Here is a 24,969-nt window from a genome sequence, read left to right as displayed (position 1 = left end):
CCCACACATCTGACTCATATTGATCGCCGTGGCCTGGAACAGACCGATTCTTCGCGTGAACCCAGCAGACACCGAACAACTCCAGACATGGGGGGGCGGACGGGTAGTGTCGATAAAGTTAAGGACCATTACTTGACTCGTCAAGGGGTGCACCGATCAACTTGCCGGTCGCCCGCCCTCTTGACGGCGCCACCCTACGGTCCTACTCTCCCCGCGCACGCCCGGTAAGTAAGGTTCCCTTACCATCGGAGGAGAGACGATCCCATGCGACTGCGACGACTACTGCTCGCGCTGCTGACGGTGGTGGGCCTGGCTGCCACCGGTGTCAGCGCCGGCGCCGGACCGGCCGCTGCGGCGGCCTTCCCGAACACGGTGGTCCCGGCTCCGGTCAGTGCGACCACCGACGGCAGTACCTTCACGCTCGGCTCGGCGGCCACGATCGGTTCGGACGACGCGGGGGTGGCCGGCTACCTGGCCACCACGCTGCGCGCCTCGACGGGCTTCGCGCTCCCGGTGTCGGCCGGCGCGGGCGGCAGCATCGCGCTGCAGTTGAGCGGCGCGCCGGCCCAGGTCGGACCGGAGGGCTACCAGCTCACCGCGGGCCCGACCGGCGTGGTGATCCGCGCCGACCAGCCGGCCGGACTGTTCCACGGGGTGCAGACCCTGCTGCAACTGCTGCCCGCGAAGGTGATGAGCACCACCGTGCAGTCCGGCCCGTGGACGGTGCCCGGCGGGACGATGCTGGACTATCCGCGGTTCACCGACCGCGGGGCGATGCTGGACGTGTCCCGCCACTTCTTCACGGTGGCTCAGGTGGAGCGCTACATCGACCAGTTGGCGCTGTACAAGGTCAACTACTTGCACCTGCACCTCTCCGACGACCAGGGCTGGCGGATCGCGATCGACAGCTGGCCCAACCTGGCGGCGTACGGTGGCTCCACCCAGGTGGGCGGCGGCCCGGGCGGGTACTACAGCAAGGCGGACTACTCGGCGATCGTCGCCTACGCCGCCGCCCGGTTCCTGACCGTCGTGCCCGAGATCGACATGCCGGGGCACACCAACGCGGCCCTCGCCTCGTACGCCCAGCTGAACTGCAACGGGACGGCGCCCGCCCTGTACACCGGCACCAACGTCGGCTTCTCCTCGCTGTGCGTGCCGCTGGAGCTGACGTACACCTTCGTCGACCAGGTGGTCGGCGAGCTGGCGGCGCTCACCCCGGGGCCGTACCTCCACATCGGCGGTGACGAGGCGAGTTCGACCTCGACCTCGGACTACGTGTCGTTCATCAACCGCGTGCAGCAGGTGGTCGCCGCGCACGGGAAGACGGTGGTCGGCTGGCACAACATCGCGGCGGCCTCGCTGCTGCCCTCGACGGTCGCGCAGTTCTGGGGCACGACCACCACGGACGCGCCGACCGCGGCGGCGGCCGGGCGGGGCACCAAGGTGGTGATGTCGCCGGCGAACAAGGCGTACCTGGACATGAAGTACACCCGCAAGACGCCGATCGGGCAGAAGTGGGCGGGGCTGATCGAGGTCAACACCGCGTACGACTGGAACCCGGGGGCCTACCTGAGCGGGGTCGGCGAGTCCTCGGTGGCGGGGGTCGAGGCGCCGCTGTGGACGGAGACGGTGAAGACCTCCGCCGACATCGAGTACCTGGCCTTCCCGCGCCTGCCCGCCCTGGCGGAACTGGGCTGGTCGCCGTGGTCCACGCACAGCGTGAGCGCCTTCGACCAGCGGCTCGGCGCGCAGGGCCCGCGCTGGAAGACCATGGGCGTCAACTACTACCACTCCCCGCAGATCACCTGGCCGACCGGCTCCTGACGGGACGTCACCTGAACGGCACCAGGACGGTGCGGCGCTACGGCTCGCGGCGCTTGAGCTTGGCCCAGACGGTCTCCAGGGCCTGGATGTCGGCGTCGTCGAGCCGGTCGTCGAAGGCTTCGGCGAGGGCGGCGCGGCGGGTGGCGTCGGCTTCGGCGAAGGCGTGGCGGCCGGCGTCGGTGAGGGCTATCCGGACGGAGCGGGCGTCGGTCGGCGAGGGGTGGCGTTCGACCAGGCCGCGGGCCTGCAGGGCGTCCGCGACGCGGGAGACCTGGCTGCGGCTGAGCAGGGTCTTGTCGCCGAGGTCGGTGGCGGCGACCGGGCCGTCCTGGCCGTGCAGCCAGAGCATCACCTCGAACCAGGACAGCGGCAGGTCGTGGGTGCGGCGCAGCGCCCGGTCGGCGGCCGCGGTCAGGGTGGCCCCGGCCCACACGAGGCCGTAGAAGGCGTGGTCACGGGCGGAGAGTTCGCCGAGTGTGAGGTCGGAGCGCGTCATGTGCCCACCGTACCAACTTGCGTGTGCGCGCACACGGTCATAAAGTGCGTGTGCACGCACGCAGCTGGCGCGCGGCAGTCCCGACGCCTGGAGACCCCCATGAGCGACACCCGCACCGTCCTGATCACCGGCACCTCCTCGGGCATCGGCCTGGCCGCCTCGCTGGCCGCCGCCGAGGCCGGCTTCCTGGTGGTCGCCACCATGCGCGACACCGCGAAGGCCGACCGGCTGCGCGAGGCGGCCGAGGCCGCGGGCGTGGCCGAGCGGATCGAGGTGCGGGCGCTGGACGTCACCGACCCGGCCTCGGTGGCGGACTGCATCGAGCAGGTGGTGGCCGCGCACGGGCGGCTGGACGCGGTGGTCAACAACGCGGGCGCCGGCGTGGTCGGGACCGTGGAGCAGAGCGGGACCGACCAGTTCCGCCGGGCGATGGAGGTGAACTTCTTCGGCGTGGTGGAGGTCACCCGCGCCGCGATGCCGCACCTGCGGGCCTCGGGCGGCCGACTGGTCACCGTCACCAGTGTCGGCGGCGTGGTCGGTCAGCCGTTCAACGAGGCGTACTGCGCGGCGAAGTTCGCCGCCGAGGGCTTCCTGGAGTCGCTGGCCCCGGTCGCGGCGAGCACCGGGGTCAGCGTGACGGTGGTCGAACCGGGCGCGGTGGCCAGCGAGTTCGTGGCCAGCCAGCAGCTGGACATCCCCGCGCTGCTGGCGGCGGCCGGACCGTACGCCCCGGCCATGAAGGCGTACATCGAGCGCACCCTGGCCTCGTTCGGCAACGCGCAGAGCCCGGCGGACGCGGTCGCCCCGATCGTCGAGGCGCTGACCGCCGAGCGGCCGCCGTTCCGCCTGCAGACCTCGGAGTGGGCCCGCGGCTTCGTCGGCACCAAGCTGGCCGACGCGGACGGCTCGGCCGTGCAGAACCTGACGGCGGGCTGGGTGGGCCTGGCCTGACGCTCCGTCAGCACGGACGCCCCGGCGCGCCACCCACCAACCTCCCGCCCCTCCCTTCGCCTTCCCCTGCCTCTCCTTCCCTTCTCACCACCGCGGTCGGCGCTTCCTGAAGTCCGGTTCGTAGCGGCGGCGGTAGGCGGTGTCGTCGCGTTCCCGGATGCCGCAGCGGCGGTAGTTCTCGTGCAGCCGGGCGAGCGCGTCGCGGTCGAGTTCGACGCCGAGGCCGGGGGTGTCGGGGACGCGGACGGCGCCGTCGGTGATCGGCAGCGGCGCGGTGACCACGTCGGTGCCGAGCTGCCAGGGGGTGTGGGTGTCGGCGGCGTGGGTGAGTTCGGGCAACGCGCCGCCGAGGTGGGTCATCGCGGCGAGGCTGATCCCGAGGTGGCTGTTGGAGTGCATGGAGACGGCGACACCGAAGGTGCGGCAGATCCCGGCGAGTTCGACCGAGCGGCGCAGCCCGCCCCAGTAGTGGTGGTCGGCGAGGACGACGCCGACGGCGCGGCGGCCGAAGCCCTCGGGGATGTCGTCGGGGGCGATCACGCACATGTTGGTGGCGAGCGGCATGGGGGCCTTGCGGGCGACCTCGGCCATGCCGGGGATGCCGGGGGTGGGGTCCTCCAGGTATTCCAGCAGTCCGGCGGTCTCGGCGGCGACGGCGAGTGAGGTCTCCACCGTCCAGGCCGCGTTGGGGTCGAGCCGCAGCGGGTGGTCGGGGAAGGCGGCGCGCAGCGCGCGGACGGCGTCGATCTCCTGCTCGGGCGCCAGGACGCCGCCCTTGAGCTTGATCGAGCGGAAGCCGTAGCGCTCGACGAGCGCGCGGGCCTGGGCGACGATGCCGTCGGGGTCGAGCGCCTCGCCGTACGGGTCGGGGTCGCCGGGCGCCTCGGGGTGGGCCGCCCACTTGTAGAACAGGTAGGCGGAGTACGGGACTTCGTCGCGGACCCGGCCGCCGAGCAGGTCGACCACGGGCCGGCCGACGGCTCGGCCCTGCAGGTCGAGGCAGGCGGTCTCGAACGGGCTGAGGACGCGCAGGGTGGTCTTCTGCGTGCTGGACGGACCGGTGAGGCCGTGCCGGTCGGGGGTGTCGGCGTCGCCGAGGGCGGTGGCGACGCGGCGCAGCAGGCCGTTGGTGTCGAACGCGTCGAGGCCGGGCAGCGCGGCGGCGGCGCGGCGCAGCAGGGCGAGGTGGGGGGCGTCGCCGTAGCTCTCGCCGAGGCCGACCAGGCCGTCCTCGCCGTGCAGTTCGACGATCGCGCGCAGGGCCCAGGGTTCGTGGGCACCGGCCGAGTTGAGCAGTGGCGGGTCGGGGAAGGCGATCGGGGTGACGACGGCTTCGCGGATCCGCATCACGCCTCCCGGGCCGCGAGGACGGCGAGCGCGGTACGGCCGCGTGCGACGAGGGCTTCGAGCTGCCGCTCGTGGTCGGGGGTGGCGTCGACCAGCGGCGGGCGGACCGGTCCCATCGCGAGGCCGCTCAACCGGGCCCCGGCCTTGACCAACGCGACGGCGTAGCCGGGGACTTGGTCGCGCAGGGCGGCGAACGGCAGGTAGAACTCGGCGAGCAGCAGGCGGACGGCGTGGTGGTCGTCGGCGTGCAGGGCGCGGTGGAAGGCGGTGGCGAGGTCGGGGGCGAAGCAGTGCACGGCGGAGGAGTAGCTGGGGACGCCGATGGCGCGGTAGGCCTGGGCGGAGAGTTCGGCGGTGGGCAGGCCGTTGAGGAAGCCGAACTCCTCGGCGCGCGGGTGGCCGGAGCTGCGGACGGCGGTGACCAGGCGCAGCATGGCGTCGACGTCGCCGCGGCCGTCCTTGACGCCGGCCACCGTGGGCAGGTCGAGGAGGTCGAGGACGGCGGCCTCGTCGAGGACGGCGTTGGCGCGCTGGTAGACCGTCAGCGGGAGCGGGGTGGCGGCGGCGACGTAGCGGACGTGGCCGACCAGGCCGCGGGGGGTGGAGGCGGTGAGGTAGGGCGGCAGCAGGAGCAGGCCGTCGGCGCCGCAGTCGGCGGCGGCGCGGGCGAACTCGCGGGCGATCTGCGGGCCGCCGCCGCAGCCCGCGATGACGGGCAGTCGGCCGTCGGCGGCCTTGACGGCGGCGGCGACCACCTGGCGGTACTCGTCGGGGGCGAGCGCGGTGAACTCGCCGGTGCCGCAGGCGACGTAGAGGGCGGCGGGGCCGGCGGCGATCTGCCGCTCCAGGTGTTCGGCGAAGACGTCGAGGTCGAGCCGGTCATCGGCGGTGAACGGGGTGAGCGGGAAGGACAGCAGGCCGGGCATGGTGGTGGGGTCTCCTTGCGGGACGGCGGAGTGGGGCCTTCGACGGTGCCGGGGGCGGTCAGCCCTTGACGGCGCCGGAGGTGAGTCCGCGCATGAACTGGCGTTGCATGGCGAGGAAGGCCAGCACGCTGGGCAGCAGGGCGAGTAGCGCGGAGGCGAGCAGGACGCCGGTGCCGACCTGTTCGTCGGAGCGCAGGGTGCGCAGGGCGAGCGGGAGGGTGAACTGCCGGGAGTCGGTGGCGACCAGCAGCGGCAGCAGGTACTGGTCCCAGATCATGGTGAAGCCGAAGATGCCGATGACGCCGAGGGTGGGTCTGCTCAGTGGCAGGATCACCGACCAGAGGATCCGCAGTTCCCCGGCGCCGTCGATCCGGGCGGCCTCCTCGAGTTCGACCGGGATGTCCTTCATGAACTCGGCGGTGATCAGGATGGAGAACGCCCAGGCGCCGACCGGCACGATCATGCCCCAGAGGCTGCCGGTGAGGTGGAGGTCGGAGAGCACCAGGGAGAGCGGGATGGCCAGCACCTCGTCGGGCAGCATCATGGTGCTGAGGACGAGCAGGAAGACCAGCCGCAGTCCGGGGAATCGGCGGCGGGAGAGCGCGTAGCCGGCGGAGAGCGAGACGGCGATCTGCAGCAGCAGCCCTCCGCCGACCACCAGGAAGGAGTTGCCGAGGTAGGCGAGCACGTGCCGGTCGGCGGCGGCCCGGAAGTTGGCCAGGGTGGGGTGGTCGGGCAGCAGGCTGAGCGCGGTCGGGTCGTTGACCTTGCTGAACGAGCCGGCCAGCACGGCGAGCAGCGGTCCGGCGAAGACCAGGACCAGCAGGGCGTACAGGACGGTCCTGGCGAGGACGGCGAGCGGTCCGCGGGCGTGTTCCAGGCCGAGCGCGGTGTCCAGCCGGGGCCCGCGCCGTGCGGGTCGGCGGGTCATGGGGCGGCCTTTCCGGTGCGGTCGCGCCGCAGCCGCAGCGCGAGGGTGAGCAGGACGGAGGCGGCGAGCAGGACCATGGATCCGGCCGAGGCGACGCCGAGTTCGCCGCGTTCCAGGCCGAGCTTGTAGACCAGGGTCATCAGGACCTCGGTGGAGCCGCTGGGGCCGCCGTTGGTGAGCAGGTAGATCTCGGTGAAGACCCGCAGCCCGCGCAGCGCGGCGAGGGTGAGCAGGATGGTGAAGGCGGGGCGCAGCGCGGGCAGGGTGACGTGCCCGAGGCGGCGGAGCACGCCGGCGCCGTCGACGGCGGCGGCCTCGTACAGGGTGCGGTCGATGCCGGCCAGCGCCGCGACGAAGATCATCATGTCGTAGGGGGCGCCGCGCCAGATTCCGACGCCCATCACCGACCACAGGGCGCTGTCGGGGCTGTTGAGGAACTGCGAGGGTCCGACGCCGACGTAGCCGAGCAGCGTGTTCACCGCGCCGTCGGCGGCCGGGTAGTAGAGGATCCGCCAGACCTCGGCGACCACGGCCATCGCGGTGACGGTGGGCAGGAAGACCGCGGTGCGGACGATCCACAGGTGCCGGGCGGTGCCTTCGAGCAGCAGGGCGAGGGCCAGTCCTAGCAGGATCGAGCCGCCGGTCTGGCCCACGGCGAGCAGCAGGGTGCGGCCGATGGCGCCGAGGAAGGCGTCGTCGGTGAGCACCTGGTGGTAGTTGTCGCCGCCGACCCAGCGGTCGCCGAGGTAAGGGCGCACCTGGTGGACGCTCATGGTGACGGCCCGCCACATCGGCAGGAACTTGAACGCTCCGAAGAGCACCAGCGCCGGGGCGAGAAACAGCCAGGGGCTGAGGCTGCGGCGCAGTGCCGCCGCCCCGGTGCCGCGGGCGGCCATCAGGACCCCGCCCCCTGCTTCTTGAGCTCCTCGGCGAAGGTTCCGGCCAGCTTGCCCAGCACGGCCTTCGGGTCGGAGCCGCAGTCGGCGACCAGGCCGTTCAGCGCGTCGGCGGAGGCCTGCCGGAACGGCGTCCACTCGGGCACCACCGGGGTGTAGCGCCCGGCCTGCCGGAACGCCTGGTCGAAGACCTGCCAGCGCTGGTCGGTGCGCACCTTGGCCAGGTCGACCTGCTTGTTGACGGGCAGTCGGACCACGTTGCCGTCGGTGTCGCCGGCCATGCCGAGGGTCTGGCCCTCGGCGCTGATCAGGTACTCGGCGTACTTCTGCTGGCCCTTGGGGTTGTGCGAGCCGGCCATCAGGTAGGTGTTCTCGCCCTCGGCGAGCACGGCGGCCTGGCCGCCGGGCCCGGCGGGCAGCGGGACGACCTCGTACTTGTCCTTGCCGAGGCTCTTGTCGAAGCGGGCCATGTTGTACGGGCCGGTGAGGTAGATGCCGCCCTTGCCGGTCTCGAACATCGGGTGGGCCTGGGTGGTCTCGGCGGTGACCGCGCCGGGGACGACGCTCTTGTCGGTGCAGAACTGCTTCTTCAGCCACTGGGCGGTGGCGAGCGCGGCGGGGCTGTCGACGGCGGGCTTGAGCTTGCCGGGGGTGCCGGTGAAGTAGTCGGCGCCGCCGGACCACAGGAAGCTGGAGTAGTACCAGTCCAGGTAGCCGCGCTTGGTGGTGCCGGGGACGACGTACCCGTAGGTGTCGTTCTTGCCGTTGCCGTCGGGGTCGCCGGTGGTGAACGCGGTGGCCAGCGCGTCGAGTTGGTCCCAGCTGGTGGGCTGCGGCAGGCCGAGCCGCTCGCGCCAGTCCTTGCGGATGAAGAGCGCGAAGCTCTGCGCGGAGAACGGCACGCCGTAGTACGCGCCGTCGGGGCCCTTGGCGGCGTCCCAGGTGGCGGGGATCAGCTGGTCCCCGCCCTGCAGGGACTTCCTGTCGACGCTGCGCAGCAGGCCCTGCTTGAGCATGGTGCCGAGCTGGGCGGTGTCGTTGACGATCAGGTCAGGCAGCTTCTTCTGCGCGGCGGCCTGCTGGAGCTTGGTCTCGAAGTCGTCGAAGAGCGCGGTGACGTGGGTGGGTATGCCGGTCTGCGCGGTGAACCGCTCGGCCAGCTGCTGGTGGGTCTTCTCGGTGTTGGAGCCGGGGGGCTTGCGCACCCAGATCTCCAACTGGGCCTTGTCGTCGGCGCTCTGGTCGCCCGAGCCGGAGCAGCCGGCGAGTCCGGTGAGGGCGGTGGCGCAGGCCAGGAGGACGGCGAAGGTGCGAGCGGTGCGGGTGGGCATCAGACCTGCCTGTCTACGTATGTGGACGGATTCTCTGTATGTGACCAATTTGTAGGGAAAGTTAGCTTTCCGTACTAGGCCTGCCGGACGGGCTGCCGGAGCAGCCCGTCCGGGGGTCAGGGCGTCACCGGGACGTTGGTCAGTCCCGACACCGCGTGCGCCACCGTGTTGGAGGCGTACACGACGTTCGGGTCCGCCGTGCAGGACGACGGGGAGGTGATCTTGATGGCGTAGGCGCCGACGCCGCCCAGGTCGGAGCGGTTGCCCCGCCAGACGTTGCCGCAGCCGTTCGGGAAGGACGGGGTGGTCCCGGGGTTGTGGGTCTCGTAGCCGTTGGCGAAGGTGCCCGGCGCCGAGAAGGTTCCGGTGTTGTCCTCGATCAGGTAGTCGATGCCCTTGACGTCGATCCAGGAGTCGGCGGAGTTCTGCCCGCTGACGCCGCGTCCGTCGAAGGTGTTGCCGCGGATCGTCCCGCCGAAGGTGCCCTCCTTGACGTCGATCGCCTCGGCGGCGACGTACGGCCCGATCCGGTTGTTCTCCACCAGCACCCGGTCGGAGCGGTCCACTCCCCCGGTGTTGCCGTGGCAGGCCCAGTTGGAGTTCGCCGAGCCCAGGTACAGGCCCTCGCCGTAGCCGGGCTGGACCAGGCCGGTGTACTCGATGACCGAGTTGCGGATCACCCCGTCCGCGGAGGAGCGCCGGAAGTGCACGCCCTCCTCGTCGGTGTGGTGCACGTACAGCCCGTCGATCACCACGTGCGGCGAGTCGTCCAGCACCACGCCCTTCTTGGATTCCTTCACGGTGAACCCGGTCAGGTTCCAGTAGGGCGCGCCGGACAGCCACAGGCCGTAGCCGGAGTCCCAACCCGCGGTCGGCGTCGGGCAGTCGGGCGCGTTGCCGAGCGGCCCGTCGTTGACCAGCACGGCGGTCCGCGGCCCGGTCAGCGTGATCGGTGCCTTCGCGGTGCCGGCCCGCTGGGTGAGGAACGCGCCGTGGTACTCGCCCGCCGCCAGCCGGATGGTCTGCCCCGGCACGGCCGCCGCCAGCGCGGCGGAGAGCTGCCCGGCGGTCGAGACGTCCACCACCGGACCGGTCGAACCTGACGGACTCGGGCTCGGACTCGGACTGGCGGTCGGGCTGGGGCTGGCGGTCGGGCTGGGCGAGGCGCTGGCCGACGGGCTCGGCGTGGGCGACGGGGACGGTGTCGGCGAGGGGCTCCTGGTCTGGCTCTGACTGGGCGTCGGGCTCGGGCCCCCCGCGCACGGGGCGCCGTTGAGCGTGCAGTTGAGCGGCACGCCGAGCCCGGCCGCGTTGAAGCCGAAGCCGGTCGAGCCGCCCGCGGCGACCGTCCCGTTGTAGCTCGCGTTGACGAAGGTGTAGTGCTGTCCGCTCTGCGTCCGGGTCGACGACCAGCTGCTGGAGACCGTCGTCCCCGCCGGCAGGTCGAACTCCAGCTTCCAGCCGTTCGCCGCGGCGTCGCCGCCGTTGGCGATGGTGAACTGCGCCCCGTAGCCGCTGCTCCACACCGAGGTCCGGGCGAACGAGGCGGTCAGCCGCGCGGCCGCCGCGTGCGCGGGCAGCGCCACCAGGCCGGCGGTGACGGCGAGCGAGGCCGCGACGAGGGCCCCGAGTACTGATCTGCGCATGGCTCTCCTCCGTTCAGCGGGCGCTGAGGTTGACGGGCAGTCCGGTGCCGGCGGCGTTGAACCCGAAGCTCTGCTCCTGGCCGGGCGCGATCGTCCCGTTGTAGGACGCGTTGACGAAGCTGTAGTGCTGCCCGTTCTGCGTCCGGGTCGACGACCAGCTGTTGGAGACCGTCGTCCCGCCCGGCAGGTCGAACCCGACGGTCCAGGCCGTGGTGGGGCTCGCGCAGCCGTTCCTGACGTAGACCGTCATGCCGTAACCGCTGCTCCAGGACGAGGTCTTGACGGTCCGTGCGGTGAGGCAGCCGGTGCTGGGGCTGGGCGACGGGCTGGACGACGGGCTGGAGGACGGGCTCGGCGAGGACGACGGTGAGCTGCTCGGCGACGGCGACGCGCTCGGCGACACGCTCGGGGACGCACTGGGCGACGGCGATGCGCTCGGCGACGGCGAGGTGGTGGCGCCGTTCAGCGTCTTCAGGAACAGCGAGGGCCCGGCGTCGGTGCGGGTGGCGTCCACGCCGTGGCCGCCGGTGTAGTCGAGCTGTTCGCGGCTCGCCCAGTCCGGGATCGCGGTGCCGCCGACGTCGAGGTGGTGCCAGGCGGTGCCGTTCCAGCCGAACTGGTAGATCCGCTGGTGGTCCGGATAGAAGGGGGTGTACGCGGCGCCGGCCGTGACCTGCTTGGTCATGGTGTTGGCGAAGAAGACGTTCTGCGGGCCGCTGGAGCCGGACCACTTGACGGCCTTCTTGCCGGCCGCCCACCAGATCGGGAACCAGGTCGAGTCGTCCGGCGCGCCGCCGCCCTCCTCGCCGCAGTTGGAGCGGCAGTTGGCGGAGCGGTGCTCGAACGGGACGGCGGAGGTGTTGTTCTCGATCAGGTTGTGGCGCTCCCAGCCGCCGTGCAGGTTGACGTCGGAGTCGAAGTCGTTGCCGATCGCGACGTTGCCCGAGGACGACCACTGGAAGGTGAAGTGCCGCAGGTTGCGGGAGGTGTTCCCGGCGTAGAGGGAGTCCCAGACCCGGGAGCCGCGGAAGTAGCCGTTGCCGCCCTTGCCCTTGTTCCAGGAGCCGTCCAGCTGGTTGTTCACGATCTGGAGGTGGTAGGCCTCCTCGGTGACGATCGGGTGCGAGCCGGTCATCTCGGTGCGGATGCCGCGCACCCAGGAGTCGGCGGCCCACTTGAAGACGATGCCGTGCATCTCCTGGGTGGGCGCCATGTTGCCGTAGTTGTGCACGGCGTCGGCCGGGTTGAGGCCGGGCATGTCCTGGGTGAGGGCGAAGTCCTCGAAACCGACGCCGACCACCGGGTCGACCAACGGGGAGGCCTTGGAGGCGTAGACGGTGCCGTCGATCGGCGCGGAGCCGTCCGAGGTGGAGTCGACCGGGACGTCGTACTCCAGCGGCTTGTCGAGCGTGACGGTGCGGTTGGCGGAGTCCACCGCGGTGACGGTGAAGATCTGCTGCCGCATGTGGATGTTCTGCAGCGTGCCGTCGGTCGGCTGGATGTCCTGCTGGGCGTAGAACTTCAGGGAGTTGGCGGCGCGGATGTTGACCAGGCCGCCGACCCTGAGGTTGGTGAGCGCGCCGGAGCTCGCCAGCGGGACGACCGTGTCGCCGGTGCGGGCCGCGAAGCCGGGGTCGCCGGTCTTCTCGCGCAGCTTGAGGCCGGCCTTCCAGTGCACGTTGACCGTGCCCTCGAAGAGGTCCTTGCGGTTGGCCGGGGCGGCCGCGTACTCGGCGGCGTAGCTGGGGTCGACCGCTCGGGACTGGACCCGGAACAGGCCGCGGCCGGGCCAGATCCAGCCGCCCTTGGCGGAGCCGGAGGTCATGCCGTCCTCGTCCCAGTCCGAGCCGTCCGGGGTGAGGGTGTCGTAGACGGTGTCGGCGTCGGGCCGGAAGACGATCCGGGTGCCGCCGGTGCCGCTGCCCGCGCCGCGGATGATCAGGTAGTCGGCGTCGACGCCGAGTTGGCGGGAGACGTTCAGGACGCCGGCCGGCAGGGTGATCAGCGAGAGCCTGTCGTAGGACGCGCCGGGCGAGCAGCTGGTGCGGATGTGGTCGATGGCGGCCTGCAGTCCGGCCGAGTCGTCCGCGTTGTCGTCGGGCCGCACCTGGTAGGTGCTCGCCAGGTCGGCGGCGGTGATCCGGCACCCGGCGGCCGGGTTGGTCTGGGCGGGTCCGGGCAGGTCGGCGCCACCGCGGTAGCCGGCCTTGGACCAGTCGTACAGGCCGGCCACCGGGGCGCGCCGGTTGGCCGCCGACAGGTCGAGCCCGGTGAGCGCGGTCGAGGCGCTCGCCGTCACGACGCTCCGGTCCGCGGCCGACGTGGGGGAGCCGGCCGCGACGGCGCCCGCGGCACCGAGCAGCAGGGCCGAGGCGACCGCCACGGCAATCGAACGGGATGTCAACGTTCCTCCAAAGAGGGGGAGTTGGAGGGGTGGTGGGTGCGGGTGACGGCGCCCATCGTGCTGACTGGTCGGCATCGAGGTCAATGACTTGTTCGCAAATACATCTGGCGAACACATATGTGAACCGCACTCTCGGATGGTTACCAGTGGTAAGATCCGGCCCGTGACCTCCCCGAAGCGCGCCCGCGTCCGCGACCATCTGCTCGAGCTGGTCGACTCCCTCGATCAGGGCGACGCGCTGCCTTCCGAGCGGCGACTCTGCGCGGAACTGGACGTCTCCCGGCCCACGCTGCGCGCCGCGGTCGACGAGCTGGTCCGGGACGGTCTGCTGACCCGCCGTCAGGGGCAGGGCGTCTTCGTGGCCCGGCCGAAGATCGCCCAGCCGCTGCTGCCGGACGCCGACGCACCGGGCGTCACCCCGGTGGAGGGCACGTGGGCGAGCCGCACCGTGGACTTCACCCGGATCGCCGCCGGCACCCGGATCGGCCGCCGCCTGCGGCTGGCGCCGACCTCGACGGTGCTGCGGATCACCCGGCTGCGGCTGGTCGACGGCGAGCCGATGTGCGTGGAGGTGCTGCACGTCCCCGAGTCGGTCGCACCCGGGCTGACCGCCCGCGACCTGGAGCTGAACTCCTTCTACGCCCTGCTGGAGCAGCGGTACGCGGTGGGCGTCGCGGAGGCGGTGCAGACCATCGAGCCGACCGTCACCGACGAGGCGGAGGCCGAACTGCTGGACGTGCCCGCCTACTTCCCCGCGCTGCTGTTCGAGCGGGTGACCGAGGACGAACGCGGCACGGTGGTGGAGTACACCCGCTCGGTCTACCGCGGCGACCGCTACAAGATCGTCTCCCAACTGTCGCTGGCCCGGGACCGCGGCCGGGGCCGGGTCCTGGCCGGCCGCCTGGCGACCGCCGGGCCCGGCCCCGACGCGCGCTCCGCGGACCCCTTCCTCGGCTGAGCGGGGACGGGGTCCGCGCAGCGGCTCCTGCCCGACGCCCCGTCAGACCCGGGTCCAGCGCTGGTTGTCCTGGCCGGTGCACGGCCACAGCTCCAGCTTGGTGCCGTTGGGGGCCACCACGTTGCCGCCGGTCACGTCCAGGCACAGGCCGGACTGCACGCCGACGATCGAGCCGTCCGGTTGGAAGGTCCACTGCTGGTTGGTGGCGCCGCTGCAGGTGTAGAGGATGACCGGCGTCCCGGCGGTGGTCTTCCGTCCGGAGGCGTCGACGCACTTGCCGAGCACCTTCAGGGTGCCGTCGGTCTGCGGGCGGAACACCTGGCCGGCGGTGGCGTCGCAGTCGCGGACCTCCACCCTGGTGGAGTTCGCCGAGCTCGGGGCGTTGGCGCAGCGGCCGCTCGCCCGCGAGACCAGGCCGCCGGTGGTGCCGTTCACCGCCGCCGGGGAGAACCAGGCGTTGCCGCCGCCGAGCACCCAGACCGAGACGTCGTTCACGCCGAGGCCGCGCACCAGCTTGAGCTTCTGGTCCAGGGCGACCTGGTCCACGTAGTCGTAGAAGGTGCCGCCGGAGCTCCAGCGGATCTCGCCGGAGTCCGGGTCGCGGCGCTGGGCGATGACCGCCGGGTCCTCGGAGTAGCCGGGGGCCTTCTTCATGTCGGCGACGGTGAGGTTGCCGGTGATGTCCTGGCACTGGTTGGTCGCCGCGTACGCCTCGGACGGCAGGCCGGCCACGAAGCGCGAGCGCTGGGCGGCCGGGATCTGCGCCAGTGCGCCCTTGATCAGGTCGGTCATCCAGTCGTAGGGGGCGAACGGCAGGCAGGTGGCGCCCTTCGGGGACTGGTACTCCAGGTCGTAGACCATCATCACGACCTGGTCCGAGCCGACCGCCAGCGCGCGGCCGTAGTCGAACGCGGTGGTGGTGTCCGGCGGGCCCTCGACCTGCAGCTTCAAGCCGCGGGCGTGCAGCGCGGTGCCGAGGTCCTGGAGGAAGGAGAAGAAGTTGTCGGCGTCCTGGGCGGTCCAGTCCCAGTAGTTCTCGAAGTCGATGTCGACGCCGGTGAAGCCGATCTGCCGGGTGAAGTCGGCCACCTTGGTGATCGCGGCGGCCTTCCGCGCGGCGTTGCCGGTCAGCAGCCGCTCGGACGGCAGGTCGGCCAGCGAGACGGTCATGTACTGCTGGGCGGAGTGCGCCTTGACGTCGGCCGCGTTGGCGGCGCTGTAGCCGTTGCAGGCGTAGCGCGGGTCGGTGGCCGGCAGCAGGACGGCGGTGCCGGTGGTGTCGATGCCGTAGTACTCGGGCTTGAGGACGCCGGTCTGCACCCGGCCGTCGGCGTACTCGGCCGGGGCGGAGCAGGCCACCGAGCCGGTGGCCTTCGGGTACAGCCACTCCTGGACGTTCAGCGGGGTGGCGGAGGCGGTCTCGGCCGCCTGGGCGTGGCCGGGCGACCCGAAGGAGAGGGTGCCGGCCAGTGTGAGGGCCCCGGCGGCGGCGAGGCAGCCGAGGTAACGGAGGGTTCTGGAGGTCATGTCGGCGATCCTTACCAATAGCAGACCAGTGGTCAATACCTCTGGTCAAGCTTGCCTGGAGTCTTGACAGTTCATAGTAAGGAAGTTTTCCTAACTCCAGTCCACTCGAGTCAACTCGGATCACACCCGCGGCAGTTAAGGACGACGGCTGGCATGAGACGACGTATCGGGCGCGGCGCGCTCCCCCTCCTCGCCGTGGCGGCGCTCCTCCTCGGCTCCACCGCCTCGGCGGCCCCGGCCGCAGTCGAGGCAGCCGGGCCGTGGGTCACCTTCAGCGGCGGGCACCTGTCCTACGGCAGCGACGGCCAGGGCAACCGGGTGCCCGACTACTCGTACGCCGGGTACGCGGGTGGTGGGGTGGCGCTGCCGCAGGTGGCGACCGGGGTGACCGCGCCCGCGCCGAGCGGCGGCGACGACACCGCGGCGCTGCAGGCCGCGATCAACCAGGCCGCGGCCCTGCCGCTGGATGCCCAGGGCTTCCGCGGCGCCGTCCAACTCCGCGCCGGGCAGTACAGGTTGGCTGGCACCCTGAGCATCACCGCGAGCGGCGTGGTCCTGCGCGGCGCCTCCGCGGACTCCACCGCCACCTCGCTGGTCGCCACCGGTGCCACCGCCCGCACCTTGGTCACCGTCGGCGGCAGCGCCTCGTACACCGTGCAGGGTGCCCAGCAGCAGGTCACCGACGCGTACGTCCCGGTCGGGGCGCGGCAGTTGACGCTCGGCAGCACCACGGGCCTGGCGGTCGGCGACCAGGTCGTGGTGGAGCGGCCGACCACCCAGGCGTGGATCGACGCGCTCGGCATGACGGGCCTGTGGAGCCCCAACTGGAGCCTGCGCTCCGAGCGGCGGATCACGGCGGTCTCCGGCAACAAGGTCACTCTGGACGTGCCGCTGACCACGGCGCTGGAGAAGCAGTACACCCAGGCGCTGGTCTACGAGTACACCTACCCGCGGATCAACCACGTCGGCATCGAGAACCTCAGCTCCGACGGCCAGGCGATGACCGCCGACCCCAACTACGCCAGCAGCTTCTACAACTCGTCCTTCTCCGAGTTCAACGCGGTGGAGGACGGCTGGGTTCAGAACGTCTTCACCCACCACTTCGGCCAGGACGGCGTCACCGGCCTCGGCCCGGAGAGCCGCCGGATCTCGGTGCTGCACACGGGCGCCCTGGACATGGTGGTCAACGACGCGACCTCGGCCCGCTCGGACGGCTACACCCTCCAGGGCCAGCAGAACCTGGTCAAGGACTGCACGTTGACCGCCACCAAGGTGCACGCCTTCGAGACCGAGGCCCGTCAGTCCGGCCCGAACGTCTTCTCCGACTGCACCGCCACCGTGCTGCCCGGCGGCGTCACCTACGACTCCGGCGGCCACCAGCGCTGGGGCGGCGGCACCCTCTACGACAACGTGTCGCTGGAGGGCTCGCTGAACATGACCGACTACGGCAGCCAGGGCACCGGCCACGGCTGGGCGGACGCCAACTCGACCGCCTGGAACTGCACCACCCAGAGCTACCTGGTCAAGTCCCCGCCCACCGCGCACAACTGGGCGATCGGCTGCACCGGCACCGTCACCTCCGGCAGCGACGGCGAGCTCCAGAGCGCGGGCGCCAACGTGCTGCCGCGCAGCCTGTACGACCAGCAGCTCGCCGACCGCCTGGGCACCGGCGTCCCGGCGGACGACTTCTCACTGTCCGCCAGCCCCACCACGGGCAGCGTGCAGCAGGGCGGCACCGCGACCGCCGCGCTCACCACCGCCGTCACCTCCGGCAACCCGCAGCAGCTCACCCTCACCACCAGCGGCGCCCCCGCCGACGTCACCCTCACCCTCAACCCCGCCACCGTCACAACCGGCAACGGATCCACCCTCACCGCCACCACCGCCCCCACCACCGCACCCGGCAGCTACCCCATCACCGTCACCGCCACCGGCCCCACCGGCACCCACACCTCCGTCTACACCCTCACCGTCACCACCACCGGCGGCGGCACCTGCACCGCCACCCAACTCCTCACCAACCCCGGCTTCGAGAACACCACCCCCACCTGGACCCAGACCTCCACCCTCGGCTTCCAACCCATCACCACCGCCACCACCGCCGAACCCGCCCACACCGGCTCGAAGATCGCCTGGTTCAACGGCAACAGCACCCCCGACACCGACACCATCGCCCAGACCGCCACCCTCCCCGCCGGCTGCACCACCACCCTCACCTACTGGCTCCACGTCGACACCACCGAGAACACCACCACCGCCACCCCCGACACCCTCAAAGCCCAACTCCTCGACACCAACAGCACGGTCATCACCACCCTCGCCACCCACACCAACCTCGACAAGAACACCGGCTACACCAAGCACACCGCCGACCTCACCCCCTACGCCGGACGCACCGTCACCCTCAAATTCACCGGCACCGAAACCGACACCAACGGCGGCACCACCAACTTCACCCTCGACGACACCACCCTCGACGTCACCGGCACCGCTCCCCCGCCACCCGCCTCGACGACCTACGTCAGCGCCGCCTCCGGTCGCTGCCTCGGCGACGCCAACGCGAGCAGCCCGTCAGGTACTTCGCAGGTCATCTGGGACTGCGTCGGCAGCGCCGACCAGCAGTGGAGCTACAACGCGGCCACCAAGGAGCTGAAGAGCGGCGGCCGCTGCCTGGACGTGGTCGGCGCGGCCACCGCGGCCGGCACGAAGGTCGACGTCTACACCTGCAACGGCCACACCAACCAGCAGTGGACCCTGGGGGCCGACGGCAGCATCGTGGGCATCGCCTCGACCCTGTGCCTGGACGTGATCGGCAACAAGACCGTCAACGGCACCGGCGTCGAGATCTGGACCTGCAACGGCCACACCAACCAGCAGTGGACGGCCACCTGACCGGCTGACCGTCCGACCTCATGAGCCGGCCGCGCCCGGGTGACCTCCTCGCCCCCGGGCGCGGCCGCTGCGCGGCTCCCGCTCTCCGTCAGCAGGACCCGTCGTCGTGCCAGACCGCCCAGGACGCCGGGTCGTCGGGCGCCGCGCCGGTCGAGTAGTAGGTGGCGGTGTAGTTGTGGCCCGCGTAGGAGACCTTGGTCCCCGGCCCGTATGAAGTGGCCGCGCTCCAGGGCGTGTTGCACGCCCCGCCGCCCCCGCCGCCCGAGGCGCTGGTGGTGGCGGCGACCGCGGCGGAGAGGGTGCCGAGGGTGCCCGTACCGTCCACCGCGGCCACGTTGAAGCGGTACGCGGTGGCGGCGGACAGGCCGCTCGCGGTGTAGCCGGTGCCGGTGGCGGTGCCGATCCGGGTGCCGTCCCGGTAGACCGCGTAGGAGACGGCGCCGGAGACCGGGCTCCAGGCCAGCGAGGCGCTCGCGGCGGTCACCGCGGTGACGCTCAGCCCGGCCGGGGCGGGCAGCACCACCGGGCCGCCGCCACCGCCGGATCCGACGAACTGCCAGGTGATGCCCGAGACCACCCCGAGGTCGAGGTCGGCCAGCCTGGCGAAGGCGGTCCTGCTCAGGTCGATGTGGTCCGCCGCGCAGCTCGGGCACTTGTCCCGCACCGGGACGGTGATGGTGGCGCCCCGGTACGTCACCTGCACGGAGACGCCCTTGCAGAGCGGGTCGTCGTTCGGGTTGGCGGTGGTCCACCAGGCGGCGGGCACCGCGACCAGGTCCTGGGTGGCGGCGTCGATCCGGGTGCCGCAGGCCCCGTACCCGGCGTCGTCGTACCAGGTCATGCTGCCGGTGCGGCTCTCCCCGATCGGGACGGCGGCCGCGCTCTGGGCCCCGAGCGCGGCCAGCGCCAGGGCGGCGGTCGTGGTGGCCGTCCACCGGGCGAGCGGCGGGCGCTTGCTGGACATGGGCAACTCCTCGTCGTCGGCGGGAGAAGCAGCATCCCGGCCTTGACGACAGGCCGTCAAGAGCTTTAGTTAAGAAACCTTCCCATTGTGGCCGGTCCCACTGAACCGGCCCTTCACGCGCCGCGTTCTATCGACCGCGTCCCCGGCTGCCCAGCCGGCGGCGAGCCCGAGTCGAGCGACAGGAGCGCCCCACCATGCAGAGCCCACCGACCCGCCGCCGACCGCGTCCCACGCAGGTGGCGATCGCCGTCGCCGTGGCCGCCGCCGTCGGCTCCGGCCTCGCCGTGGTCGGCACCCGCCAGGCGCCCGCCCAGCGGCCCTCCTCCGCCGCCACGCCCGCCCGGTCGCTCACCTCACCCGGGGTGCCTCCCGCGGCCTCTGACACCCCCTCACCGACCCCCTCCCCCACCGTCACCGTCACCGACCCCTCCGTCACCGCCACCGTCACCACCGCCTCGCCGCTCGCCGCCCCGGCCGGCACCACCGCTCCGCGGCCCGCTGCCACGACGCCCACCGCGCACACACCGACCCCGGCACCCGTGTTCCACCCCGACCTGAGCGACCCGCGCTGGAAGGAGTACGCGCAGGAACTCGTCTCCAGCGCCGAGAACTCCACCCTCGACTGGCGATCCCAGTACCGGTACATCGAGGACATCGGCGACGGCCGCGGCTACACCGCCGGCATCATCGGCTTCTGCTCCGGCACGGGCGACCTCGCGCACGTCCTGCGGCTCTACCGCGACGCGGCCCCCGACAACGCCCTCGTCAAGTACCTCCCCGCCCTCGCGAAGGTCGAGGGCACCGCCTCCCACCAGGGCCTCGACCCGGACTTCGTCGCCGACTGGCGGCGCGCCGCGCAGGACCCGAAGCTCCAGCACGCGCAGGACGCCGAACGCGACCGGTTCTACTTCGACCCCGCGGTAGGCCAGGCCAAGGCCGACGGCCTGCACGCCCTCGGCCAGTTCGCCTACTACGACGCCATGGTCATGCACGGGCCCGGCACCGACCCCGACAGCTTCGGCGGCATCCGCACCGCCGCCCTCCGCAAGGCCAAGCCCCCGTCCCAGGGCGGCGACGAGAGCGCCTACATCGCGGCGTTCCTGGACGCCCGCAAGGCTGCGATGCTCCGCGACCCCGCCCGCCACGACACCTCGCGCATCGACACCGCGCAGCGCGTCTTCCTCCAGGCCGGCAACCTCGACCTGCTCCCGCCGCTGCGCTGGCACGTCTACGGCGACGCGTACACCATCCCGGCCTGATCTCCCGGCCCGCTCGCGGCGGTTCGGGTACCGGCTAGCCTGTTCGGATGTCAGCTCAGGAGATCCGCACCCCGATCAGGACCGAGCGCCTCGTGCTCCGCGCGCCGGAGGCGCGGGACCGGCCCGCGGTCATCGAGCTGTTCGCCTCGCCGGAGGTCGGCACCTACGTCGGCGGGGCCCGCCCGCGCGACGAGCTGGAGCGAGCGGTGCCGGAGGTGCCCAGGTCGCGTCCGGGACTGTTCGTGGTCGAGCTCGACGGGGCGATGATCGGGCTGGTCACCCTCGACCGGCGCGACCCGGAACGCCCGGGCCACGTCCGCCCCGAGGGCAACGAGACCGAACTCGGCTACCTGTTCCTGCCCCACGCGTGGGGGCACGGCTACGCCGCCGAGGCCTGCGCGGCGGCCCTCGCCTGGGTCGCCGCCGCGCGTCCCGACGAGCCGGTGGTGCTCTCCAGCCAGCTCGCGAACGGCCCGTCGCTGCGCCTCGCCGCGAAGCTCGGCTTCACCGAGGTGGAGCGCTTCGAGGAGTACGACGCCGAGCAGTGGTTCGGCACCTGGTCCCCCGTCAGCTGAACCCGCACGGTCCCGCACAACGCGACCGGCCGGACAACGCGGCGGGCCCGGAGCCGACAGCTCCGGGCCCGCCGCGTTCGACTGACCACTTCCAGGTGATCTTGTCGTACGTCGCGGCGACGTGCGAGCCGTCGCGGTAGACCATGGCCGAGCCGATCACCGCGGGGCAGTGCTTGCCGGGGTGGGTCAGCCGGGGGTGCCGGGGACCACGAGGCGGTCGAGGTCGGGGGCGGCGCCGGAGGGGTTGGCGAAGGTGACGGTGTTGGTGCCGGCGGTCAGGGTCAGGGTGACCGTGACGGTGCCGACGGTGGTGAAGGCGCCGGTGGGCGCGAACGAAACGGTCTGGGCGGCCCCGCCGTTGACCGAGATGTCCGCGTTGCGGGCCGAGGCGGAGCCGTTGGTGTAGGCGACCTGGACCTGGTAGCTGCCCGCGGTGGCGACCGTGACGCCGTTGAAGGTCAGCGCGCCGGTTCCGGCGGTGACGGTGCCGAGGTAGCCGTCGCGGTTGCCGCCGGAGCAGGGCACGCAGGCGACGACGGTGGCCCGGCCCGTGCGGGTGTTGCCGGCGGCCTCGGCTTCGAAGCTGCCGCCGGAGGGTCCACTGCCGGTGACGGTGAGCGTGTAGGTGGCGGTGTGGGTGGCGGACGCCCCGGTGCCGGTGACGGTGATCGGGTACGTACCGGCCGGGGTGCTCGCCGCGGTGGTGACGGTGAGCGTGGAACCGCCGCCCGCGGTCACCGAGGCCGGGCTGAACGCGGCGCTCGCCCCGCCGGGCAGCCCGCTCGCGGTCAGCGCGACCGTCTGCGCCGCGCCGGAGGCCACGGCGGTGGAGACGGTGGCGGTGGCGGACTGACCCGCCGTCACCGTCCCGTTGGCCGGGGCCAGGGCGAGCGAGAAGTCGTCCGCCGGGGCGGTCGAGGCAGCGACATCGAGGGTGGTGTCGTCGAGGGTGAAGTTGGTGGTGCCGCCGTTGGTGTCGGTTTCGGTGCCGGTGAATTTGAGGGTGACGGTGCGTCCGGCGTAGGGGGTGAGGTCGGCGGTGTGCTTGGTGTAGCCGGTGGCCTTGTCGAGGTTGGTGTGGGTGGCGAGGGTGGTGATGACCGTGCCGTTGGTGTCGAGGAGTTGGGCTTTGAGGGTGTCGGGGGTGGCGGTGGTGGTGTTCTCGGTGGTGTCGACGTGGAGCCAGTAGGTGAGGGTGGTGGTGCAGCCGGCGGGGAGGGTGGCGGTCTGGGCGATGGTGTCGGTGTCGGCGGTGCTGTTGCCGTTGAACCAGGCGATCTTCGAGCCGGTGTGGGCGGGTTCGGCGGTGGTGGCGGTGGTGATGGGTTGGAAGCCGAGGGTGGAGGTCTGGGTCCAGGTGGGGGTGGTGTTCTCGAAGCCGGGGTTGGTGAGGAGTTGGGTGGCGGTGCAGGTCCCGCCGCCGCTGCTGGTGACGGTCAGGGTGTAGACGGCGGTGTGGGTGCCGCCGGTGGGGCCGGTGGCGGTGACGGTGATCGGGTAGCTGCCGGGCGCGGTGGTCGCGTTGACGGTCGCGGTGAGGGTGGATCCGGAGCCGGCGGTCACGGTCGCGGGGTTGAGGGAGACGGCGACGCTGCTGGGGGCGCCGCTGGTGGTGAGGGTGAGCTGTTGCGGGTTGCCGGTGGTGACGGCGGTGGTGAGCGCGGCGGTGGCGGTGCCGCCCTGCTGCACGCTGCCGCTCGCGGGGCTGAGGGACAGTGAGAAGTCGTCCGCCGGCGGGGTGGTGGTGCCGTTGGCGGCCTGCTGGAGCGCCGCGCCGATGATCGCCGAGCCGGTCATGTCGAGCGCGGGCTCGGAGGTCTGCCAGGAGCGGACGTCGTCGACGTAGCGGCTGCTGTGGCCGGTGTAGGCGTTGAACGGGTCGGCGCCGCCGGGCGGGCAGGCCTTCATGCCGGTCTGGTAGCTGCCGAGTCCGCCGCTGAAGATGCTGGAGGCGTTGGGCCCGTTGACCACCGCGCCGACCGGGATCGCGCCGGTGCCGTCGGTGGAGCCGTTGATGTTGGCGATCTGGTGCTGGATGCAGTGCGGGAAGGTGGTGCCCTCGCCGACCATGAAGCTGGTGCCCCAGGGGTTCGCGCCCATCAGCCAGTTGCGCTGCTGGGTGGCGTAGCCGTCGTAACTGCCGTCGCCGCTGGCCTGCTTGTACAGGGCCTCGACGGCGAGCAGGCCGAAGCTGTGCGAGTCGACGTCGAAGTCGGCATAGTTGGCGCCGGCGTGGAACATGTCGCTCGCCGCGTGGTCGGCGCCGACCTTGGTCTGCCGCTTGAGGTCGTTCACCAGGTCCGCGGTGGTGACGGCCAGGCCGCCGGGGTTGCCCGCGTTCTTGATCGCCTGGATCAGGTCGGCGTGGCCGAGCGCGCTGGTGTCGTACAGGTTGAAGGTGTCGCCGGTGTCGGTCGCGATGTAGCCCTTCGCGTAGCCGGCGGCGGCGGTCAGGTACGGGGTGGCGTTCTGGCCCAGCGCCTGGGCGGCGAGGGCGAGTTCGGCGCCGCCGAACTCCATGTCGTCGCGCCAGGTGGACTCGGGGTAGTAGTCGTTGGGCACCGCGGTGGTGAGGGTGCTCGGCGGGGCCGAGGTGTTCGCCATCGCGTACAGCGAGGTGGCGGCCTGATAGTAGGCCTGCGCCTGGGTCGGGTTGGCGGTCGCGTCGACCTGGGCGGCGAGCGCGAACGCGGCGGAGACCCGGCCGGCCAGGTTGGGGCTGATCTGCGCGCCGGGGTTGGCGGCCCGGAACACCGGGCGGTGGGCGGCGGCGTAGCGGTCGGCGGTGGCGGTGTCGCCGTCGTCCTTCTCGGGCAGCCGCCACAGGTCGTGGTCGCCGACGAAGCTGCCGGAGGCGTTGCCGGAGCCGACGCCGACCTGCAGGTACAGGGTCTTGGTGGACTGGTCCCACATCTTGTTCAGCCAGTCCGCGCCGAAGTGCGCCTCCGCGTTGAGCCCGGCGGGCGCGGCGGCGCCGAGGGCACGCTGGGCGGCGAACAGCACGGCGTCGCCGTAGGCGGTGGTGTGGGTGAACTTGAGGTAGTCGCCGGCGTCGGACCAGCCGCCGGCGACGTTCACCGGTCCGCCGACCTTGGACAGGTCGCTGTTGGTGATGACGTCGGAGCCGCCGCTCTGGAACGACGGCGTCGCGTAGACGTTGGCGGTCGCGTCGTTGAGATGGGCGGGCTTGCGGCCGAGCGGCCCGGCGATGACGCTGCCGCCGTCGCGCTGGCCCTGGACGAAGGTCAGGCCGTCGGCGACGAACTTGCCGTACAGGCCCGCCGCGTCGGTCACCTTGAAGTTCGGCGAGGAGGCGCTGACGCCGCCGGTGACCACCACGTGGTAGGTGCCGGGTGTGGTGAGCCCGCCGATGGTGATCGGGTAGACGGCGGGGTACGCGGTGTTCCACGAGCCGAGGCTGGTGGTGCCGACGGTGCCGGTCTTCACGGTGGCGCCGGTCGAGTCGACCACGCTGTAGCTCGCGGAGGAGACCGCGGCGGAGGTCATCAGGTAGGCCTGCTTCGTCTCGCCGGCCAGGAAGCCGGTCTGGTCGATGCGGACCAGACCGGTGGTGGCGGCGTGCGCGGGGGCGGCGGCGAGTGCGAGCGGGGCGGTGGCCAGCGCGGTGGCGAGCAGGGCGGTGAGGGCGGTGCGCCTGCCGGAGGGTTTCGTGGGGGTGACCATCAGCTGCTCCCATAGTTAGGAAGAGTTCCTTACTAAGCCAGGAAAGCTAGAGCCCTGGCCGGACCCGGTCAAGGCGTACGCGTGAGTTGGCCTTCACGGAACTGAACCCGCCCGGCCGCCACGGCCGTTCCCTCCGGGGCACTACACACCACGAAGGGGAACCACCTGCGATGACACCGCCCACGAAGCACCGAGTCGGCATCTGGGTCCTGCGCGGCCTCGTCATGGTCGCGGCGCTGCTGATCCTGCCGCCGCTCGTCGGCGCGCTGGTCTACCTGACCCGCTAGGGCTTGTCTGACAATTCCCGCCGCGCGCGCGACGCCGGGCATCCCGCCTGGACGCACGCCCGAATCACCCA

General features: G+C 72.0%; 17 protein-coding genes. 6 read left to right on the top strand and 11 right to left on the bottom strand.

Features of this window, described 5'->3' with window-relative positions; all coding sequences use genetic code 11:
• Nucleotides 1–264 precede the first annotated feature (264 nt).
• Nucleotides 265–1,824, top strand: a complete 1,560-nt coding sequence (locus AB0K51_RS28110; RefSeq protein ID WP_363459954.1) for a beta-N-acetylhexosaminidase — start codon at nucleotides 265–267, stop codon at nucleotides 1,822–1,824.
• A gap of 37 nt (nucleotides 1,825–1,861) precedes the next feature.
• On the opposite strand, the gene AB0K51_RS28105 is transcribed toward AB0K51_RS28110, so the two are convergent.
• Entirely contained in the window at nucleotides 1,862–2,320 is a 459-nt protein-coding gene (locus tag AB0K51_RS28105) for a MarR family transcriptional regulator (protein WP_363459953.1), read from the bottom strand.
• 99 nt (nucleotides 2,321–2,419) lie between these two features.
• Between AB0K51_RS28105 and AB0K51_RS28100 the strand changes: the two genes are divergently transcribed.
• Nucleotides 2,420–3,271, top strand: a complete 852-nt coding sequence (locus AB0K51_RS28100) for an SDR family NAD(P)-dependent oxidoreductase (protein WP_363459952.1) — start codon at nucleotides 2,420–2,422, stop codon at nucleotides 3,269–3,271.
• A gap of 84 nt (nucleotides 3,272–3,355) precedes the next feature.
• On the opposite strand, the gene AB0K51_RS28095 is transcribed toward AB0K51_RS28100, so the two are convergent.
• From AB0K51_RS28095 to AB0K51_RS28065, 7 genes are all read right to left on the bottom strand, one after another.
• Nucleotides 3,356–4,618: a glucarate dehydratase family protein gene (locus tag AB0K51_RS28095; RefSeq protein ID WP_363459951.1), complete on the bottom strand. Its 1,263-nt coding sequence runs from the start codon at nucleotides 4,616–4,618 to the stop codon at nucleotides 3,356–3,358.
• Entirely contained in the window at nucleotides 4,618–5,544 is a 927-nt protein-coding gene (locus AB0K51_RS28090) for a 5-dehydro-4-deoxyglucarate dehydratase (protein WP_363459950.1), read from the bottom strand. Before AB0K51_RS28090 ends, AB0K51_RS28095 begins: the two co-directional genes overlap by 1 nt.
• A gap of 58 nt (nucleotides 5,545–5,602) precedes the next feature.
• Nucleotides 5,603–6,475, bottom strand: coding sequence for a carbohydrate ABC transporter permease (locus AB0K51_RS28085; RefSeq protein ID WP_363459949.1), 873 nt, complete (start codon nucleotides 6,473–6,475; stop codon nucleotides 5,603–5,605).
• Complete coding sequence (locus AB0K51_RS28080; RefSeq protein WP_363459948.1) at nucleotides 6,472–7,371, bottom strand: sugar ABC transporter permease; 900 nt, start codon at nucleotides 7,369–7,371, stop codon at nucleotides 6,472–6,474. The genes AB0K51_RS28085 and AB0K51_RS28080 overlap by 4 nt, the downstream gene beginning before the upstream one ends.
• Nucleotides 7,371–8,702 (bottom strand): sugar ABC transporter substrate-binding protein, encoded by a 1,332-nt coding sequence (locus tag AB0K51_RS28075; RefSeq protein WP_363459947.1) that lies wholly within the window; start codon nucleotides 8,700–8,702, stop codon nucleotides 7,371–7,373. Before AB0K51_RS28075 ends, AB0K51_RS28080 begins: the two co-directional genes overlap by 1 nt.
• 116 nt (nucleotides 8,703–8,818) lie before the next feature.
• On the bottom strand, nucleotides 8,819–10,348 hold the full coding sequence (locus AB0K51_RS28070) for a cellulose binding domain-containing protein (protein ID WP_363459946.1): 1,530 nt from the start codon (nucleotides 10,346–10,348) through the stop codon (nucleotides 8,819–8,821).
• A 13-nt stretch (nucleotides 10,349–10,361) separates the two neighbouring features.
• Nucleotides 10,362–12,731: a cellulose binding domain-containing protein gene (locus AB0K51_RS28065; protein ID WP_363459945.1), complete on the bottom strand. Its 2,370-nt coding sequence runs from the start codon at nucleotides 12,729–12,731 to the stop codon at nucleotides 10,362–10,364.
• 184 nt (nucleotides 12,732–12,915) lie between these two features.
• Between AB0K51_RS28065 and AB0K51_RS28060 the strand changes: the two genes are divergently transcribed.
• Nucleotides 12,916–13,710, top strand: coding sequence for a GntR family transcriptional regulator (locus AB0K51_RS28060; protein ID WP_363459944.1), 795 nt, complete (start codon nucleotides 12,916–12,918; stop codon nucleotides 13,708–13,710).
• Nucleotides 13,711–13,752: 42 nt separating this feature from the next.
• Here AB0K51_RS28060 and AB0K51_RS28055 read toward each other — a convergent pair whose 3' ends face one another.
• Complete coding sequence (locus AB0K51_RS28055) at nucleotides 13,753–15,237, bottom strand: ricin-type beta-trefoil lectin domain protein (RefSeq protein ID WP_363459943.1); 1,485 nt, start codon at nucleotides 15,235–15,237, stop codon at nucleotides 13,753–13,755.
• Between the two features lie 153 nt (nucleotides 15,238–15,390).
• Between AB0K51_RS28055 and AB0K51_RS28050 the strand changes: the two genes are divergently transcribed.
• Nucleotides 15,391–18,129, top strand: coding sequence for a ricin-type beta-trefoil lectin domain protein (locus AB0K51_RS28050; protein WP_363459942.1), 2,739 nt, complete (start codon nucleotides 15,391–15,393; stop codon nucleotides 18,127–18,129).
• Between the two features lie 88 nt (nucleotides 18,130–18,217).
• Here the strand turns inward: AB0K51_RS28050 and AB0K51_RS28045 are convergent, their stop codons facing one another.
• On the bottom strand, nucleotides 18,218–19,093 hold the full coding sequence (locus AB0K51_RS28045; protein WP_363459941.1) for a cysteine/serine endopeptidase inhibitor: 876 nt from the start codon (nucleotides 19,091–19,093) through the stop codon (nucleotides 18,218–18,220).
• A 194-nt stretch (nucleotides 19,094–19,287) separates the two neighbouring features.
• Between AB0K51_RS28045 and AB0K51_RS28040 the strand changes: the two genes are divergently transcribed.
• A complete protein-coding gene (locus AB0K51_RS28040) occupies nucleotides 19,288–20,352 on the top strand; it encodes a chitosanase (RefSeq protein ID WP_363459940.1) in 1,065 nt (354 codons plus the stop codon).
• Between the two features lie 47 nt (nucleotides 20,353–20,399).
• Nucleotides 20,400–20,927: a GNAT family N-acetyltransferase gene (locus AB0K51_RS28035; RefSeq protein ID WP_363459939.1), complete on the top strand. Its 528-nt coding sequence runs from the start codon at nucleotides 20,400–20,402 to the stop codon at nucleotides 20,925–20,927.
• Between the two features lie 186 nt (nucleotides 20,928–21,113).
• Here the strand turns inward: AB0K51_RS28035 and AB0K51_RS28030 are convergent, their stop codons facing one another.
• Complete coding sequence (locus AB0K51_RS28030; RefSeq protein WP_363459938.1) at nucleotides 21,114–24,611, bottom strand: glycoside hydrolase family 9 protein; 3,498 nt, start codon at nucleotides 24,609–24,611, stop codon at nucleotides 21,114–21,116.
• Nucleotides 24,612–24,969 lie beyond the last annotated feature (358 nt).

The organism is Kitasatospora sp. NPDC049285 (genome assembly GCF_040678815.1).
GTDB lineage: Bacteria > Actinomycetota > Actinomycetes > Streptomycetales > Streptomycetaceae > Kitasatospora.
The sequence above is the reverse complement of the archived record's forward strand: the minus strand, read 5'-3'. Positions and strand labels throughout refer to the sequence as shown.